At 63.2% G+C, this 17455-nt stretch carries 13 protein-coding genes; 6 read left to right on the forward strand and 7 right to left on the reverse strand.

What is annotated here, in order from left to right; genetic code table 11:
• Nucleotides 1–57: 57 nt before the first annotated feature.
• The 3 genes from tldD to N554_RS0104790 are packed head-to-tail and all read left to right on the forward strand — an operon-like array spanning nt 58 to nt 2635.
• Complete coding sequence (gene tldD / locus N554_RS0104780; RefSeq protein WP_029582435.1) at nt 58–1485, forward strand: metalloprotease TldD; 1428 nt, start codon at nt 58–60, stop codon at nt 1483–1485.
• Nucleotides 1482–2252 (forward strand): signal peptidase I, encoded by a 771-nt coding sequence (gene lepB / locus N554_RS0104785; RefSeq protein ID WP_029582436.1) that lies wholly within the window; start codon nt 1482–1484, stop codon nt 2250–2252. Before tldD ends, lepB begins: the two co-directional genes overlap by 4 nt.
• A gap of 47 nt (nt 2253–2299) precedes the next feature.
• Complete coding sequence (locus tag N554_RS0104790; RefSeq protein WP_029582437.1) at nt 2300–2635, forward strand: MmcQ/YjbR family DNA-binding protein; 336 nt, start codon at nt 2300–2302, stop codon at nt 2633–2635.
• A gap of 101 nt (nt 2636–2736) precedes the next feature.
• Here N554_RS0104790 and N554_RS0104795 read toward each other — a convergent pair whose 3' ends face one another.
• From N554_RS0104795 to N554_RS0104820, 6 genes are all read right to left on the reverse strand, one after another.
• Nucleotides 2737–3255, reverse strand: a complete 519-nt coding sequence (locus N554_RS0104795) for a PAN domain-containing protein (RefSeq protein ID WP_245283524.1) — start codon at nt 3253–3255, stop codon at nt 2737–2739.
• Between the two features lie 141 nt (nt 3256–3396).
• The gene (locus N554_RS0104800) at nt 3397–4767 is read right to left on the reverse strand and encodes a glutamate--cysteine ligase (RefSeq protein ID WP_029582439.1); all 1371 of its coding nucleotides are present in this window, start codon (nt 4765–4767) and stop codon (nt 3397–3399) included.
• Nucleotides 4768–4863: 96 nt separating this feature from the next.
• Nucleotides 4864–5352 (reverse strand): MarR family winged helix-turn-helix transcriptional regulator, encoded by a 489-nt coding sequence (locus N554_RS0104805; protein ID WP_029582440.1) that lies wholly within the window; start codon nt 5350–5352, stop codon nt 4864–4866.
• Nucleotides 5353–5677: 325 nt separating this feature from the next.
• On the reverse strand, nt 5678–7894 hold the full coding sequence (locus tag N554_RS0104810) for a 3-hydroxyacyl-CoA dehydrogenase NAD-binding domain-containing protein (protein ID WP_029582441.1): 2217 nt from the start codon (nt 7892–7894) through the stop codon (nt 5678–5680).
• Between the two features lie 199 nt (nt 7895–8093).
• Nucleotides 8094–9302, reverse strand: coding sequence for an acetyl-CoA C-acetyltransferase (locus N554_RS0104815; protein ID WP_029582442.1), 1209 nt, complete (start codon nt 9300–9302; stop codon nt 8094–8096).
• Between the two features lie 88 nt (nt 9303–9390).
• Nucleotides 9391–11181: an acyl-CoA dehydrogenase C-terminal domain-containing protein gene (locus N554_RS0104820; protein ID WP_029582443.1), complete on the reverse strand. Its 1791-nt coding sequence runs from the start codon at nt 11179–11181 to the stop codon at nt 9391–9393.
• Nucleotides 11182–11525: 344 nt separating this feature from the next.
• Between N554_RS0104820 and N554_RS0104825 the strand changes: the two genes are divergently transcribed.
• The 3 genes from N554_RS0104825 (at nt 11526) to N554_RS0104835 (ending at nt 16726) form a co-directional block, all read left to right on the forward strand.
• Nucleotides 11526–14798 carry an SEL1-like repeat protein gene (locus N554_RS0104825; RefSeq protein WP_029582444.1) on the forward strand — a complete coding sequence of 1091 codons (3273 nt, stop codon included), beginning with the start codon at nt 11526–11528 and terminating at the stop codon, nt 14796–14798.
• Between the two features lie 222 nt (nt 14799–15020).
• The gene (locus N554_RS0104830) at nt 15021–15947 is read left to right on the forward strand and encodes a sulfite exporter TauE/SafE family protein (RefSeq protein ID WP_029582445.1); all 927 of its coding nucleotides are present in this window, start codon (nt 15021–15023) and stop codon (nt 15945–15947) included.
• Nucleotides 15944–16726, forward strand: coding sequence for a TIGR02186 family protein (locus tag N554_RS0104835; protein WP_029582446.1), 783 nt, complete (start codon nt 15944–15946; stop codon nt 16724–16726). The genes N554_RS0104830 and N554_RS0104835 overlap by 4 nt, the downstream gene beginning before the upstream one ends.
• A 26-nt stretch (nt 16727–16752) precedes the next feature.
• Here the strand turns inward: N554_RS0104835 and pdeM are convergent, their stop codons facing one another.
• Complete coding sequence (pdeM, locus tag N554_RS0104840) at nt 16753–17442, reverse strand: ligase-associated DNA damage response endonuclease PdeM (protein WP_029582447.1); 690 nt, start codon at nt 17440–17442, stop codon at nt 16753–16755.
• Nucleotides 17443–17455 lie beyond the last annotated feature (13 nt).

Below are 17455 nucleotides of genomic sequence, written 5' to 3' on the forward strand. Positions count from 1 at the left end.
CCTGTAGCTATGGGTCGCCGCGTTCGCGGGGGCGACCAGAACGACATCGGAGCCTTCATGACCAATCCTGCCACAACCTCCCTGCTCGACCGCGCCAACCTCGACCGCGATTCCGTGCGCCATCAAGTCGCGCGGGGATTGGAGGGCGCCGACGACGGCGAGTTATTTCTGGAATTCAGTCAGACCGAAGCGCTGATGTTCGATAATGGCCGCCTCAAGCAGGCGACCTACGATACCTCGCAGGGTTTTGGCCTGCGCGCCGTGAAGGACGACGCGGTCGGCTACGCGCATTCCTCCGACGTCTCATTGCCGGCGCTGATCCGCGCGGCGGATGCGGTGCATGCGGTGCGCGGCGGCTATAGCGGGAATTTCGCGGCGGCACCCGCGCACACCAATGTGCGGCTTTACGGCGACGACAATCCGCTGGATGCGCCGGGCTTCGAATCCAAAGTGAAGCTGCTCGCCGAGATCGACGCTTATGTCCGCGACAGGGATCCGCGGGTGCGGCAGGTCACCGTTAGCCTGGGTGCGACCTGGCAGGTGGTGGAAATCCTCCGCCCGGATGGCGAAAGCTATCGCGACATCCGCCCCCTGGTGCGCGTCAATATTTCTGTGGTGGCCGGCCAGGGCGATCGCCAGGAGAGCGGCAGCAAGGGCTATGGCGGCCGCGAAGGCTATGCGCGCTTCATCGAGACCAAAGCGTGGCGCGAAGCCGCCGACGGCGCGATCCGCGAGGCGCTGGTCAATCTCGAATCCGTGCCGGCACCCGCCGGTGAAATGGACGTGGTGCTCGGCGCCGGCTGGCCCGGCGTTATGCTGCACGAAGCGGTCGGCCACGGGTTAGAAGGCGATTTCAACCGCAAGCAAACTTCCGCTTTCGCCGGCCTGATGGGACAGCAGGTCGCGGCCAAAGGCGTCACCGTGGTCGATGACGGCACCATTGCGTCGCGGCGCGGCTCGTTGTCGATCGACGACGAGGGCACCCCGACCCATCGCACTGTGCTGATCGAGGACGGCATCCTCGTCGGCTATATGCAGGACCGCCAGAACGCGCGGCTGATGAACATGAAGCCGACCGGCAATGGCCGCCGTCAGGGCTATGCGCATGTGCCGATGCCGCGCATGACCAACACCTACATGCTGGCCGGCCAGCGCGATCCGGCTGAAATAATCGCTTCGGTGAAAAAAGGGGTCTACGCCGCGAATTTCGGCGGCGGCCAGGTCGACATCACCTCGGGCAAATACGTATTTCAGTGCACCGAGGCCTACAAAATCGAAAACGGCAAGGTCGGCGCGCCGCTGAAGGGCGCGATGCTGATCGGCAACGGGCCGACCGACCTGCATCGCATCACCATGATCGGCAACGATCTGGCGCTGGATTCCGGCATCGGTACCTGCGGCAAGAACGGCCAGGGCGTGCCGGTCGGCGTCGGTCAGCCGACCTTGCGGATGGAGCGCATTACGGTCGGAGGAACCGGCGGATGAGCATCGAGAACCAATCTGTCGCCGCGAAGAGGCAAGGCTGGTGTGCCCAATTGGTTCAGCTCGCAGCCATCGTGCTGATCGTTTTCGTAGCCAAGGGCGCGCTCGCCGAGCCGTTCTACGTACCGTCAGGTTCGATGGAGCCGACCCTTCAGATTGGCGATGCGCTGCTGGCGTCGAAATATCCCTACGGTTACAGCACCGCTTCGCTGCCGATGCAGATCAACCTGCCCGAAACGGGGCGCGTGTTCGGCGAAACGCCGAAGCTCGGCGATGTCGTCGTGTTCCGCTGGCCGGGTGACCGGTCGCAGGCCTGGGTAAAGCGCGTTGTTGGTCTGCCGGGCGATCGCATCCAGATGCGGCAGGGTCAGCTCTTCATCAACGACCATGCGGCATCGCTGAAGCCCGACGGCATTGGCGAGGCGGAAGACGATAACGGCGGGAGAGAACCGGTGTATCGCTACATCGAGACCTTGCCCAATGGCGTTTCGCACGAGATTTTCAAGTTCCGCGACAACGGCCGGCTCGACAACACGCCTGAAGTAACCGTGCCGCCCGGCCACCTGTTCGTGATGGGTGATAACCGCGACAATTCCGCCGACAGCCGCGTTTCCGTGCGAGATGGCGGCGTCGGGCTGTTGCCGATCGATAACCTGATCGGCCGTGCCGACGCCGTGGTCGGATCGTGGGATCTCGGCATGCGTAACCAGCCGGTATGGACCTGGCTGTCGGGTTTCCGCGTCGCGCGGTTCTTCACCGCGGTGCATTGAAGAAGACCTCATGACGCCACTCGTCGGGGTGAGGGATAAGCTTAGCCGTGACCTTCGACGACGTCAGAAAGATTGCGTTTGCCTGGCCGGAGGTCGAGGACGGCACCTCTTACGGCACAGTCGCGCTCAAGGTGCGCAAGAAACTGCTGGTGCGACTGAAGGAAGATGGCGACAGCCTGGTGGTGCCGGGCGTTCCGCATGAGGAACGCGACATGCTGGTGGAGAGCCAGCCGAAGGTGTTTTACTTCACCAATCACTACAAAGATTATCCGATCGTGCTGATCCGGCTGTCGAAGGCCAAGCGCGCTACCGTCGAGCCGCTGCTGCGCCGGCAATGGCGGTCACTGGCCTCGAAAGCGGCGGTCGAGTCGATGGAATCGTAGGGTGCCCAAAGCGCAAGCGGGCCCACCGTTGAGATGAAGCCTGCCGACTTTGAATGGTGGGCACGCTTCGCTTTGCCGGCCCTGCGCACTACGACTGAACTCTACCTCACCACGCCCGAGACAAATCCGGCCTTGCGTCGCGGCGGCTTGATTTCTTTTTTCAAGAAGCAGTGCGCCTCTCGTCCGACATATCCCGGCCGCGCGTAGGTCCAGGCCCGGCATTTGTTGTCGGCGGAGCAGGCGGCCTTGCAGGCCTCGACGTCTTCACCGTTTTTGAGGTCGAAATTGCGGTAATCGCCGCCGAACCGGTCGATCGACGTTTCGACGGCGCCGTTACGCGGTTCGACCACACCTGCGCCGCGCACGCCCGAGACGCAGCAATTATGCTGGACGCGCGCAGGCACGTTGCTCTTCAGCCAGCAGACCGCGCCGCCGACGAGATCGGTCGGATAGTTAAAGCTCCACGCGCGGCAGCGCCGGTCGCGTTCGCACACCAACGCACAGTCCGCGGGATCGCCGGTCGGCACCACCGCACTCTGATAATCGCCTCCCGGACGATCGAAATTGGCCTGCGCTTGTGCCGGTCGCACGGCCATCACAGCCAACGAAAAGGCAAGCATCACCAAACACGCCCTCAGAAGGCGACCTCTCCACATACGCTGTTGCTTTCGAATGATTGCACGCACTGCAGTTCGCGATGCCATTGGATCGCCATCAACCTGTACCGCTGATGAACGGCGCAAAGCCCTCGGCGGACAGTTCTAGAACGCGTATTCCTCGTAGGTCGGCTCTACCGAGCCCTGCCAGGGGCCGTGGAACTTCTCCAGCATCTCTTCGGCGGGAGTATGTCCGGTATCGATAATCCGCTCCAGCGGCTCGAGGTGACGGCTTTCATCGCGCCCGAGGTGATCGACGCGGCCGCGCCGCCTTAGGCCCGAATGCGCCAGCGCCAGGCATTCCTTGGCGATTTCGAACAGATAGCGATCCTTGATCCTTGCCTTGAAGCCCAGGCGCGGCACCTCGTCGCGCAAGGCCTGCCGCTCATGCGCTTTCCAGTGTTTGACGATATCCCAGGCGGCGTTCAGGCTGGTGTCGTCGTAGAGCAATCCGACCCAGAACGCCGGCAGCGCCGGCAACCGCCCCCACGGCACGCCGTCGGCGCCGCGCATTTCCAGATAGCGCTTCAACCGCACCTCGGGGAAAATTGTCGACAGATGATTGGCCCAATCCGACAGCGTCGGCCGCTCGCCGGGTAATGCGGGATTTTTGCCATCGAAAAAATCACGGAACGATGTTCCCGCGACGTCGATATAGGCTTCCCCGCGCTTGACGAAATACATCGGCACATCCAGCGCATAATCGACCCAGCGTTCGAACCCCATGCCGTCCTCGAACGCCCATGGAATCATGCCGGCGCGCGCATTGTCGGTGTCGCGCCAGATCTCGGAGCGGAACGACAGGAAGCCGTTGGGCTTGCCCTCGGTGAACGGCGAATTGGCGAACAGCGCGGTCGCTACCGGCTGCAGCGCAACCGATACCCTGAGCTTCTTGACCATGTCGGCTTCCGACGAGAAGTCGAGATTGGTCTGCACCGTGCAGGTCCGGTACATCATGTCGAGGCCGTATCGGCCGACCTTCGGCATGTAGTTGGTCATGATCTTGTAGCGGCCCTTGGGCATCATCGGAATCTGCGCCCGCGACCATGACGGCGTCATGCCGAGCCCGAGAAACCCGATGCCGAGGGGAGTTGCGATCTCGCGGACCTGCGCCAGATGCGCCATCAGTTCGGATTGGGTCTGATGCACGGTCTCGACCGCCGCGCCCGACAGCTCGAATTGCCCGCCGGGCTCCAGCGAAATCGCGCCGCCGCCGGTAACGTCGTACAACCCGATGATATTGCCGCGTTCCATGATCGGCTCCCAGCCGAGCAGCAGCTTCATGCCTTCCAGCAGCGCGCCGATCCCGCGGGCGCCTTCGTAAGCGACGGGTTGATGGCCCTGAAGGGTAAACGGCGTTTTTTCGTGTTCGGTGCCGATCCGGAATTCGGAAGTCGGCTTAACGCCCGCTTCCATCCACGCCACCAACTCGGCGCGCGATTGCAGCGGGGTCATATCGATCTGGTCACGCGCCATGAAAGTTCCGGATGAAAGGCGCTTCGACCGAACGCGCGCGGTGTCGGGGGCATCCGCGGACCGATCGGTCCGGGGATGCTGGAGGGGAAAACAATATCATCGTGCGGACGCGCCGTCTCTTGCGGCGGGCGCCTGCGCCTCACTGCACGAGCAGCCCAGCCGGTCGAGCAGGCCGCAAAGCTTCACGGCATCCGCATCGGACAGTTTCGAGCCAACGTACTTCTCGATCGCGGCGGAATACGCGCTCCACATCTTCTTCTGCAGCTCGCGCCCGGCCTCGGTAATCTCGACGAACTGACCGCGCTTGTCGACCTTGCACTCGCGCCGCGCCGCCAGTCCCTCGTCCACCAGCCGGTCGATCAGGCGCGAGGTCGAGTATTGCGGGATCAGCATTTGTTTTTCCAGCTCGACCGGGCGCATTTCGCCCGTTGGCGCGCGCGACAATTCGAGCAGCGCATCATACCAGGCCAGCGGCGGGAAGCCGGCCTTCTTCAAGTCTTGCTCGACGGCGTCCAGGACACGGCTCTGCACCCGCATAAGGCGAATCCAGGCGGCGGTCGCCTCGGTCGATGGTTTGCGTCTCATGGCCTCGTCCATCATGAACGGGGATCAGTGTACCGCACTAAATGCAGCTGCATCAATCTTGACTATGCATGCAGATGCATTTAATCACCCCCCAAATACGTCCAAGGGAAGGAAAAGTCCGATGAAACTGGATTATTCTCCCCGGCGCCGGTTCCCAGAGCCCCGTTTCGATTCGATCGAAACGGAAAGGGCTCCAACGTTCGTCATTACGAGCCAACGGGTCGCACGAATGCGCGCCCGATGACAGGCTCCACGAAGCAATCCGGTCTTCGTCGCCAAGAACTGGGTTGCGTCGTCGCGAGCGCTCCTCGCAATGACGGCCAACTTACGCCGCGGCCAGCTTCTTCGGCGGGAAGCGGCCATAGAATGTCTCGCCCTTGGCCGCCATTTCGACCAAGAGTTTCGGCGGGGTGAAGCGTGAGCCGTATTTGGCTTCGAGCCTGTGACATAGCTCGACGAATTTTTTCGTGCCCATGAAATCGATATAGGACAGCGTGCCGCCGGTGAACGGCGCAAAGCCGAAGCCGAGGATCGAGCCGACGTCGGCCTCGCGAACGTCGGTGATGACGTGATCCTCCACCGTGCGTGCGGCCTCGACAGCCTGCACCACGAGAAAACGCTGCTTCAACTCCTCGACATCGAGCTTGTCGGGATCGAGATGCTTCGGCTGCAATCCTGACAGTTCCGACCACAGGCTCTTCTGGCCCTTGCCCTTCTCGGGATAATCGTAAAATCCCTTGCCGTTCTTGCGGCCGAAGCGGCCCTGCTTCTCGACCATCTCGACCAGCAGCTTCTTCTGGCTCTGATCGATGGCGTTGGCGCCGAGATCGGCTTCGGTCGCCTTCATGATCTTGAGCACGAGGTCGAGTGCGACTTCATCCGATAGCGACAGCGGCCCGACCGGCATGCCCGCCATCTTGGCGGTGTTCTCGATCATCGCCGGCGGCACGCCTTCCATCAGCATTTCCAGGCCTTCGGCGGTGAAGCGCAGCACGCAGCGGTTGGCGAAGAAGCCGCGGGAGTCGTTGACCACGATCGGCGTCTTGCCGATCACGCGCACATAATCGAGCGCGGTCGCCAGCGCGACGTCGCCGGTGTTCTTGCCGACGATTATTTCCACCAGCATCATCTTCTCGACCGGCGAAAAGAAATGAATGCCGATGAATTTGCTTTGATCCTTGAACTCTTCCGCCAGCGAATTGATGGGGAGCGTCGAGGTGTTGGAGGCAAAGATCGCATCCCCCTTCAACAGCGGCTGCGCCTTGGTGTAGGTCTCGGCCTTGACCTTGCGGTCCTCGAACACCGCTTCGATGACGAGGTCGCAATCCTTCAGCACATTGTAATCGGCGGTGGCGCTGATGCGCGACAGGATGGCGTCGCGATCGCTTTCCTTGGCACGGCCCTTCTTGATCAGATCGTCGATCACGGCCTTGGCGTGGCCCTTGCCCTTGTCGGCGCTTTCCTGATCGCGGTCGATCAGCACCACCTCGATGCCGGCACGCGCCGAGACATAGCCGACGCTGGCGCCCATGAAGCCGGCGCCGATCACGGCGAGCTTCTTGACTTTGGTCGGCGGCACGTTTTGCGGACGCCGCGCGCCCTTGTTCAACTCCTGCATCGAGAGGAACAGGCTGCGGATCATCGCGGCTGCTTCCTTGCTGCGCAGGATTTGTGTGAAGTAGCGGGACTCGACGCGCAACGCGGCGTCGATCGGCAACTGCAGGCCCTCATAGACGCTTTGCATGATGGCGCGCGCCGCCGGATAATTGTCGTAGGTTTCGCGACGATAGATCGCATTGCCGGCCGGGAACATCATCATGCCGCCCTTGGAATAAACCGGCCCGCCGGGGAGTTTAAATCCCTTCTCGTCCCAGGGCGCGACAGCCTTGCCGCCGCCCTTGATCCAGTCTTTTGCGGCCTTGATCAGATCGCCTGCGGGAACGACGGCGTCGACCAGCTTCAGCGCCTTGGCCTTTTCGAGATTGATCGCCTCGCCCTTAAGCAGCAATTGCATCGCATCCTGCGGCGACACGATGCGTGGCACCCGCTGGGTACCGCCGGCGCCGGGGAACAATCCGACCTTGACTTCGGGCAGTCCGAGGCGGGTCTTGGGATTTTCCGCGGCAACACGATAGTGGCAGGACAGCGTCAGCTCGAAACCGCCGCCGAGCGCAAGCCCGTTGATCGCCGCGACCCACGGCTTGCCGGAGGTTTCGATATTGCGAAACACCTGCGAGAGCCGGCGGCTCCGCTCGAACAGCATCTGGTTGGCCGCTTCGTCGCCTTTGGTCTTCTGCAAGTCCGCATATTGACGGCTCATGCCTTCCAGCATCGACAGATCCGCGCCGGCGCATAACGCTTCCTTGCCCGAGGTGATGACGACGCCCTTCACGGCAGCGTCAGTGGAGGTCTGCTTCACGATCTCTTCGAGTTCGTTGACCGAGGTCTCGTCCAGCACGTTCATCGAACGGCCGGGCGTGTCCCATGTCACCAGCGCAATGCCGTCGGCGTCGGTCTCGAGTTTGAAGTTTTTGAAGGCCATGTTGTCGCTCCCTCGATGCCGGCTGCCCGTGGGCGCGGCGGTTGTCTCTGCTCCCTCTCCCCTACGGAAGAGATTGTAGGGTGGGCAAAGCCGCGCTTCGCGCCGTGCCCAATACTAATCCGCGCCTGTCTTGATGGGCACGCGGAGTTTATCATCGGGCGCGCATTCGCGCGACCCGTCGGCTTTGCCCGCCCTGGGTTTACACCCGCTCGATGATCGTCGCGGTGCCCATGCCGCCGCCGATGCACAGCGTCACCAGCGCGGTCGACTTGTTGGTGCGCTCGAGTTCGTCGAGCACGGTGCCGAGGATCATCGCACCGGTGGCGCCGAGCGGATGGCCGAGCGCGATCGCGCCGCCATTCACGTTGATCTTGGCGTTGTCGATGTCGAAGGCCTGGATGTAACGCAGCACCACTGACGCGAATGCCTCGTTCAGTTCGAACAGATCGATGTCCGATTTCTTCATGCCCGAGCGTTCGAACAGCTTCTCGGTGACGTCGACCGGACCGGTCAGCATCATCGCCGGCTCCGAGCCGATATTGGTGAAGGCGCGGATTTTCGCGCGCGGCTTCAGGCCGTGCTTTGCACCGGCTTCCTTGCTGCCGAGCAGAACCGCGCCGGCGCCGTCGACGATGCCGGACGAATTGCCGGCGTGATGCACGTAGTTGATGCGCTCGATTTCCGGATGCGACTGGATCGCTACCGCGTCGAAACCGCCCATCTGTCCCACCGTGACGAATGACGGCTGCAACTGACCGAGCGACTGCATCGTCGTGGTCGGCCGCATATGCTCGTCCTTGGCGAGAATCGTGAGCCCATTGACGTCCTTGACCGGCACCACGGAATTCTTGAAGCGGCCTTCCTCCCAGGCCTTGGCCGCGCGCTGCTGGCTTTGCACCGCATAGGCGTCGACGTCATCGCGCGAAAAGCCGTATTTGGTCGCGATCAGATCGGCCGACACGCCCTGCGGCATGAAATAGGCCGGCACCGCGATCGAGGGATCCATCGGCCAGGCGCCGCCGGAGGCGCCGATGCCGACACGGCTCATCGATTCGGCGCCACCGCCGATGGTGAGCTCATGCTGGCCGCTCATGATCTGCGCGGCCGCGAAATTCACGGCATCGAGGCCCGACGCACAGAAGCGGCTGATCTGGACGCCGGGAACGGTTTCGCCGAGGCCCGCGTTCAGCGCCGCAAACCGCGCGATGTCGGAGCCGGCCTCGCCGACCGGATCGACCACGCCGAGGATCACGTCATCGACGACGTCTTCCGCCAGATTGTTGCGTTCTTTGAGAGCCTTTAGCGGCGCCGTCGCCAGCGCCAGCGCCGTCACTTCATGGAGCGCGCCATCGGGCTTGCCGCGGCCGCGCGGCGTGCGAACGTGATCGTAGATATATGCCTCAGGCATGATGCCCTCCTGGTATGAGGATCATAATATATTCAGCGATTTGGAAGATGTCGCGGATCGAATCGAGGCCTTGGAAGAATTTCTCCGATCAGAACGCTTCCGCCGCCAATTCCATGGTGGTCGCGCATCCGGTCTGGATGCGCGCGAGATGAACCGAGGTTTCCGGCAGCATCCGTTCCATGAAGAAGCGCCCGGTCACCAGTTTCGTCGTCAAATAGGGCGTCGTGCCGTCGGCCGCAATCTTGTCCAGCGCCACTTTCGCCATCCGCGCCCACATATAAGCGAAGGTGACGAGGCCGAACAGTTGCATGTAATCGGTGGCGGCGACGCCGGCATTGTCCGGCCGCGCCATCGCATTCTGCATCAGCCAGGTGGTGGCCTGCTGCAAATGGCCGAGCGCCGCACTCAGCGGCGCGACATAAGGCTTCATGGCGTCGTCAGCGCCGTGGTCCTTGGCGAAGGTGGCCACTTCATTGAAGAACGACATGATCGCCCGGCCACCGTCGCGCGGCAATTTACGTCCCACGAGATCGAGCGCCTGAATGCCGTTGGCGCCCTCATAGATCATGGCAATACGCGCGTCGCGCACGAACTGTTCCATGCCGTGCTCGGCAATGTAGCCGTGGCCTCCGAACATCTGCTGCGCCAGCACCGCATTGGAAAAGCCGACGTCGGTCAGAACGCCTTTCATGACCGGCGTCATCAGCCCCATGTGATCGTCCGCCTCCTGGCGATCCTTGGGATCGCTGGAACGGTGGGCGACGTCGCTCTTCAGCGCGGTCCACACCACCATGGCGCGCGCCGCCTCGTTGAAGGCGCGAATGGTGAGCAGCGTGCGCCGCACGTCCGGATGCACGATGATGGGATCGGCCGGTTTGTCCGGCGCCTTCGCACCCGACAACGAGCGGCCCTGCAGACGATCGCGGGCGTAGGCCACGGCGTTTTGATAGGCGACTTCGGATTGCGCCAGCCCCTGCACGGCGACGCCAAGCCGCGCCTCGTTCATCATCACGAACATGCCCTGCATGCCCTTGTTTTCCTCACCGATCAGCCAGCCGGTGGCGCCGTCGTAGTTCATCACGCAGGTGGAATTGCCGTGGATGCCCATTTTGTGTTCGATCGAACCGCAAGTGACGCCATTGCGTGCTCCCAGCGATCCGTCGGCATTGACCAGGATCTTCGGGACCACGAACAGCGACACGCCCTTGATGCCGGCCGGGGCGCCCTCGATTCGCGCCAGCACCAGATGGATGATGTTTTCAACGAGATCGTGCTCGCCGGCCGAGATGAAGATCTTGGTGCCAGTGATCTTGTAGCTGCCGTCGGCCTGCTTGACGGCCTTGGTGCGCAAAAGGCCCAAATCCGTGCCGCATTGCGGCTCGGTGAGGTTCATGGTGCCGGTCCATTGCCCCGCGACCATCTTGGGCACGAACATCTTCCTCTGTTCGGGTTTGCCGTGCACCATCAGCGCCGCCGTCGCGCCCATGGTCAGGCCGCCATACATCGAAAACGCCATATTCGCTGAGCACTGGAATTCGTTGACGGCCTGGCTCAGCGTGACCGGCAGGCCCTGCCCGCCATACTCCGTCGGCGCCGAAAGGCCGAGCCAGCCGCCTTCGGCGACCTGCTTGAAGGCTTCCTTGAAGCCCTTAGGCGTCGCCACGCTGCCATCCTCGTGCCGGGTGCAGCCCTCGAGATCCCCGACGCGATTAAGCGGCTGCAACACTTCTTCGCTGAGTTTGGCAGCCTCGGACAGGATCGCCTCCCGCACATCGGCCGAGGCATCGCTAAAGCCGGGAAGATTGTCGTAACGGTCGATCTGAAATACGTCATTGAGCAGGAAGCTGACGTCTTCCAGAGGGGCTTTGTAGGTTGGCATCATGTTCCTCCCGGCTGGCGGCTCCCTTTAAGGGAGATTTTGCAGCGCAGCAATCGCGCAATTCCAAAATAGACCTTAAACAGTTCCGAAACCGGCCGGCAGCGGTTGCGACAAGTTGACCGGCGCGGATGGCGGCCCGCCGCTGACCCCACCCGGTCAATTTCGTCGGTGCGGCAACTTTCAGCGGCAGCCGGCCAATTCCTTAACCCGTTATTTACCGTAACACGAAAAAGTCGATGCCAGAGGCAGACGACCTGCGCGGAATTCGATTGTCTCTTCAACAGGGGACGCGCGGGGAGGCCGAAGGCGCAGGTAGCGCGCCGGAGTCTAAACCGGACGAAAGCATGAATTCGCGCGTATCGTGGAGTGTTGAGAGCATCGATCCATCCGTCCGCGAGCGGGCTGAGGCCGCCGCGCGCCGTGCCGGAATGTCCTTGAACGACTGGCTCAATTCCACCATCGGCGATTCCACGCCTCCCAATTTTCGCGTGCCGCCGGATCAACGGCCGATGCCGCCGGGCCAGCAGACACGGGACGTCGCGGACATTCACCAGCGGCTGGATTCGATCACCCGGCAGATCGAACAGATCTCGCGCCCCGCGCCGCGCAACGATGCGCCGCGTGGCGAGCCGGGCGTCGCCCGGCAGTTGAACGATGCCATCTCGCGCCTCGATGCGCGCCTGTCGCAGATCTCAAACTCTGCGCCGGCGAAGCAAATTCAGGTTCAGAACCCGCAACGCCAGGCCGAGATGGTCGAGCGCGCGGCGGCCCACGTCTATCGCCCCTCTCCTCCGCTCAGCCCGGGCTCGCTTGACTTCGCGATTGCAGAAATCGCTGCGCGCCAGAACGAACTTGATCATGCTGCGCCACGGCCGATGCCGCCGCGCAGCCCGCCACCGGCGCCGCCCGCGATGGCTCCGGCAGCGCCGGCGGGTCCGGATTTTTCGACGCTCGAGCGCCATCTGGTCAAGATTACAAGCCAAATCGAAGCATTGCAGCGTCCCGACGGCATCGAGCAATCGATCGCCGCGTTCCGCAGGGAACTGACGGAAATTCGTCACGCTATTACCGAAGCGATGCCGCGCCGGGCGATCGAATCGATCGAGAGCGAAATTCGCTCGCTGTCCCGCCGCATTGACGAGACCCGCCAAAACGGCAGCGACGGCCAGGCGCTGGCCGGCATCGAGCGCGCGCTCAGCGACATTCGTGAAGTGTTGCGTTCGCTGACGCCTGCGGAGCAACTGGCTGGCTACGACGAGGCAATCCGCAATCTTGGCGCCAAGCTGGATCTGATCGTGCGCGCCAACGACGATCCCTCAACGGTCCAACAGTTGGAAGGCGCGATCGCCGCACTCCGCACGATCGTCTCCAACGTCGCCTCCAACGACGCGCTGGCGCGGCTCAGCGACGATGTGCACACGCTGTCGTCCAAGGTCGACCAGCTTACCCGCTCCGAGAGCCATGGCGATTCGTTCGCGATCTTGGAACAGCGCATCGCCGCACTGACCTCGAGCCTGGAAAGCCGCGAACGGCCGGCGGTCAGCGAGAGCACCGAGCATCTCGAGAGCGCATTGCGCGCGCTGTCCGACCGCATCGACCGCATGCCGGTCGGCAACGACAGCGCTTCCGCATTCGCCCACCTCGAACAGCGCGTATCCTATTTGCTCGAGCGCCTCGAAGCGTCCGATCACCGCACCGGCAACCTCGGACGGGTCGAGGGCGCGCTGCAGGACATTCTGCGCCATCTCGAAACCCAGCACGCGATCTTTGCCGCCTCGGTCGAGCGGAGCCGCGCCGCTGCCGAGCCGGCCGACAGCGGCCTGGTCGATATCGTCAAGCGCGAATTGTCCGACATCCGTTTCAACCAGTCGGAAACCGATCGCAACACCCAGGATTCGCTCGAAGCCGTTCACAACACGCTCGGACACGTGGTCGATCGGCTGGCGATGATCGAAGGCGATCTGCGCGCAGTCCGCACCGCACCGGTTACCCCGCAGCCGGAAACGCCGTCGCCTCAAGTCGCTCCGCCGCAGACGCCCGTCCCCCGCGTCGCGATGACGCCGCAACCAAAGCCTGAATTGCCGAATCCTGCGGCGGCACAAGCGCATTTTGCTGCAGCCCCCCGGGAATTCCAAGCCGCACCGCCATCGATGCCGGCTGCCGCGCCCGTGGCGGCAAGGGCCATCAGTGAAATTCTGGAGCCGCATACGGCGTCGCGCACCGCAATCGAACCGGAGCTGCCGCCCGATCACCCCCTCGAACCGGGAACGCGGCCGACCGGGCGGGCGGCTTCGCCATCGGAGCGCATTGCGGCTTCCGAAAGCGCCATCAGTGAAATTCCGGCCAGCGCGCGTGAGCCGGCCAGCACATCAAGCTTCATCGCCGCAGCGCGCCGCGCCGCCCAGGCCGCGCAAGCCGCACCGGCTGGCGACAAAGCCGCGCGCGGTTCACTGAAATCCGCAAGCGACACGGCCAAGCAGCCATCGACGATCACGTCCAAGATTCGCTCGCTGCTGGTTGGCGCGAGCGTGGTCGTGATCGTGCTCGGCTCGTTCAAGATGGCGATGACGCTGCTCGACAGCGGCAGCGCGCCGCCGCTGCCTGCGATGGAAAATTCGAGCGAGCCGCAATCTTCGGATCAATCGCCCGCTGATGACAAAGCCAAGCCGGCGATGCCGGCTCCGGTGGCGCCTTCGATGACCTCGCCGACACCGATCGGGCGGCAATCGCTCAATAGCGCCGCACCGAATGGCGCCGATGGCACCGCTTCCGTCGCTATTCCGCAGACCACGGCTGCGCTGGCCGCCTTGTCTATCTCCGGCAGCGATATCACCGGCACGATTGCGGCCATGCAGGCCACGTCGGCCAGCCGAAAACTCGGCCTCGTGCAAGTCCCGCACACCGAAAGGCTGCCGGAGGCGATCGGCGGCCCAGTACTGCGGGCGGCGGCGCTGAAGGGCGATCCCACGGCGGCCTATGAGATCGGGGTGCGCTTCGCCGAGGGCAAAGGCGTCGCTTCGAATTTCGACGAGGCGGCGAAATGGTATGACCGCGCCGCGCAAGCCGGCGTGGTGCCGGCGATCTTCAGGCTTGGGACCCTCTACGAAAAGGGCCTCAGCGTGAAAAAGGACGTCGATATCGCGCGACGCTACTATCTGCAGGCCGCCGAGCGCGGAAACGCCAAGGCGATGCATAACCTGGCCGTGCTCGATGCCGACGGCGGCGGCAAGGGCGCCGACTACAAGAACGCGGCGCAATGGTTTCGCAAGGCGGCCGATCGCGGCGTCGCCGACAGCCAGTTCAACCTCGGCATCCTGTACGCCCGCGGCATCGGCGTCGAACAGAATCTCGCCGAGTCCTTCAAATGGTTCAGCCTGGCGGCGACGCAGGGCGACGCGGACTCCGCGCGCAAACGTGACGACATCGCCAAGCGCCTCGACGCCCAGTCGCTTGCAGCGGCGAAGCTTGCGATCCAGACCTTCACGCCAGAATCCCAGCCCGATGACGCTATCAACGCGGCGACCCCAACCGGCGGATGGGACAGCGCACCGATCCAGCCGCCTGTAGCAAAGCCCACAGCGAAGCCGGCCTCGATCAAGCGGGCCGCCGCCCGTTAATCTGAATCATTCACCACATTAGAATGACGCGTTGCGCCAAAAAAGCCACTGGCCCGCGGATTCTTTAGTCCCTCCGACGGACGATTTCGGTTATGCAAGGGCGCGGTATTTGATCCGCGCTCGCGCGTATTCCGCAAAAAGCGGGCTGGAAGACGCTCGATTTAGAAACCATGCCGTGAGCGGTTTCGGCCAGCCTCACGGCTAATTCCAAAGCGAACGCGCGTGCAGCTTTACCTTCCGATCGCCGACATTCCGGTCAATGTTTTCCTCATCCTGGCGATGGGCGCGGCCGTAGGTTTCGTGTCCGGCATGTTCGGCATCGGCGGCGGGTTTTTGATGACCCCGCTGTTGATCTTCGTCGGCATCGCGCCCGCAGTGGCGGTCGCTTCGGTCGCGAGCCACATTGCGGCTTCGTCGTTTTCCGGCGCGATATCCTACTGGCGCCGCCGCGCCATCGATCCGGCGCTGGCGCTGGTGTTATTGTGCGGCGGCACCATCGGCACCGCGCTCGGCGTCTGGACCTTCACGCTCTTACGCTCGCTCGGCCAACTCGATCTGATGATCGCGCTGTCCTATGTCGTGCTGCTCTCCACCGTCGGCGCCCTGATGTTCTGGGAAGGGCTGCGCGCGATACTGCGCGTACGGCGCGGCGTGGCTATTCCGATGCGCCGGTCGGGGAGCCACGGCTGGATCCACGGACTGCCGTTGAAGATGCGGTTCAAACGCTCCAAGATCTATCTGTCGGTGATTCCGGTCGTGGTCGTTGGCGTGGTCATCGGCTTCATCGGCGCGGTAATGGGCATCGGCGGCGGCTTCATCCTGATCCCGATTATGATCTATCTGTTGCGGGTGCCGACCTCGACCGTGATCGGCACCTCCATGGTGCTGACGCTGGTGACCATGGCGTTCGCCACCATGCTTCACGCGGTCACCAATCATCTGGTCGATGCCGTGCTGGCGCTGATCCTGATGGTCGGCGGTGTGACCGGCGCGCAGTTCGGCGCCCGCGCCGGTCAGAAAATCCGTGGCGAACATCTGCGGCTATTGCTCGGGCTGTTAATTCTTGCGGTCGGAATCCGCTTCGCGATCGAGCTGGTGATCCGTCCTGACGATCTCTTCACTATTCGGGAACTCGGAGGCGCCGCATGAACGCGCGCACCTCATTCGGCGCTGTGCTGGTGCTCAGCACGATTTTCGCTGTCTTCCCCGCGCGCGCGGAGCGGCTGATCGTGTCGGTCTCGAACCATCGGGTCACCGTCACGCCGAACTATTCCGGCGAAGAACTCGTGCTGTTCGGCTCGGTCGAAAAGGACGCGTCCACGCCGGCCAGCCGTACCAATTACGATCTCGTGGTGACCGTCTCCGGCCCGCGCGCCGATATGGTGACGCGCCGCAAGGAGCGCAAATTCGGCATTTGGATCAACACCGATTACCGGCAATTTCTGAAAGTGCCGACGTATCTCGCACTGTTTTCCAACCGGCCGTTTGACGCCATCGCGTCTCCGGAAGTGCAGCGGCGGCAGCAGCTCGGTCTCAACAATGTGCTGCTCACCCAGCGCGTCGGGCCCGACTATGCCGACGTGGTGCCGAACGATCCGTTCCGCAGCGCCTTCGTGCGGCTGCGCTCCGAACACGGCCTCTATCGCGAGGCGACCTCCGCGGTGACATTCCTGACCCCGACCTTGTTTCGTACCGGCATTCCGCTTCCGGCCGAAGTGCCTATCGGCACCTATGATGTCGAGATCAAGCTGTTTTCCAATGGCGCGCTGGTGACGCGGACCGAAAGCGCGTTTGAAATCGTCAAGGTCGGCTTTGAACAGTTCGTCGCCACCACCGCCCGTCAGAACGGCTTCATCTATGGACTGTTCACGGCATTCATGGCGCTGATGACCGGGTGGATGGCCTCGATCGTCTTCCGCAAGGACTAGGTTCGCTGCAGGTGGAGGCGGCGCAGTCAATAGCAGCGCGAGGCGGCGATGGTATGCAGCCGGCGGTCGCCGAGCACATGCGCCATGAAGCCGGGCGTCCCGAATATTTTCGCAAACGCCGTGTCGCGAATGCTGAGGCCGCCGGTATAGGCACCGAACGCCGGCATCACCGCGCGTTCGCCGTCGCAGGCAAAGCATCGCCGCTCCATCGAACGTCCGCGCGTCGACACGCGCGCTTTCGGATGCAGATGTCCGGCGATTTCGCCGGCCGCCCCGGTCGGCTCATGACGAAACGCGATCGGGCCAACAGCTACCTCGCTGGCAACCAGTCCGCCGAGATCCGATGGCAGCGCCGGATCGTGATTGCCCGAAATCCAGATCCAGTCGCGCCGCGCCTGCAGCGCCGCGATGGCATCGCGATCCACCACCGACAGCCGATCATGGGCGTCGCGGTCATGAAAACTGTCACCGAGCGCAATCACCATCCGCGGGTCGTGCCGCGCAATCACCACACTAAGTCGGCCCAGCGTCGCGACTGTATCGTAGGGCGGCAACAGCACGCCGCGCGTTGCAAAGCTGGAGCCTTTTTCCAGATGCAGATCGGAGACGACAAGCAGGCTTTGCTCTTCCCAGAACAGCGCGCCTGAGAGATCGGCGACCAAGGTCACGCCCGCGACATTGACGGTCGTGACGCGCGCAGCGGGTTCGTCTTGCATAGATTGCGCGCGT

This window comes from Bradyrhizobium sp. URHD0069, from assembly GCF_000701345.1.
Lineage (GTDB): Bacteria > Pseudomonadota > Alphaproteobacteria > Rhizobiales > Xanthobacteraceae > Bradyrhizobium.

Excerpts from the sequence above, each read along its gene's own strand:
- N554_RS0104810 (WP_029582441.1), bottom strand. The coding sequence starts at position 7,894 with ATGGCCTTCAAAAACTTCAAACTCGAGACCGACGCCGACGGCATTGCG.
- N554_RS0104815 (WP_029582442.1), bottom strand. The coding sequence starts at position 9,302 with ATGCCTGAGGCATATATCTACGATCACGTTCGCACGCCGCGCGGCCGC.
- N554_RS0104800 (WP_029582439.1), bottom strand. The coding sequence starts at position 4,767 with ATGGCGCGTGACCAGATCGATATGACCCCGCTGCAATCGCGCGCCGAG.
- pdeM (WP_029582447.1), bottom strand. The coding sequence starts at position 17,442 with ATGCAAGACGAACCCGCTGCGCGCGTCACGACCGTCAATGTCGCGGGC.
- N554_RS0104825 (WP_029582444.1), top strand. The coding sequence starts at position 11,526 with ATGAATTCGCGCGTATCGTGGAGTGTTGAGAGCATCGATCCATCCGTC.
- N554_RS0104835 (WP_029582446.1), top strand. The coding sequence starts at position 15,944 with ATGAACGCGCGCACCTCATTCGGCGCTGTGCTGGTGCTCAGCACGATT.
- N554_RS0104805 (WP_029582440.1), bottom strand. The coding sequence starts at position 5,352 with ATGAGACGCAAACCATCGACCGAGGCGACCGCCGCCTGGATTCGCCTT.
- N554_RS0104795 (WP_245283524.1), bottom strand. The coding sequence starts at position 3,255 with ATGCTTGCCTTTTCGTTGGCTGTGATGGCCGTGCGACCGGCACAAGCG.
- N554_RS0104820 (WP_029582443.1), bottom strand. The coding sequence starts at position 11,181 with ATGCCAACCTACAAAGCCCCTCTGGAAGACGTCAGCTTCCTGCTCAAT.
- lepB (WP_029582436.1), top strand. The coding sequence starts at position 1,482 with ATGAGCATCGAGAACCAATCTGTCGCCGCGAAGAGGCAAGGCTGGTGT.
- tldD (WP_029582435.1), top strand. The coding sequence starts at position 58 with ATGACCAATCCTGCCACAACCTCCCTGCTCGACCGCGCCAACCTCGAC.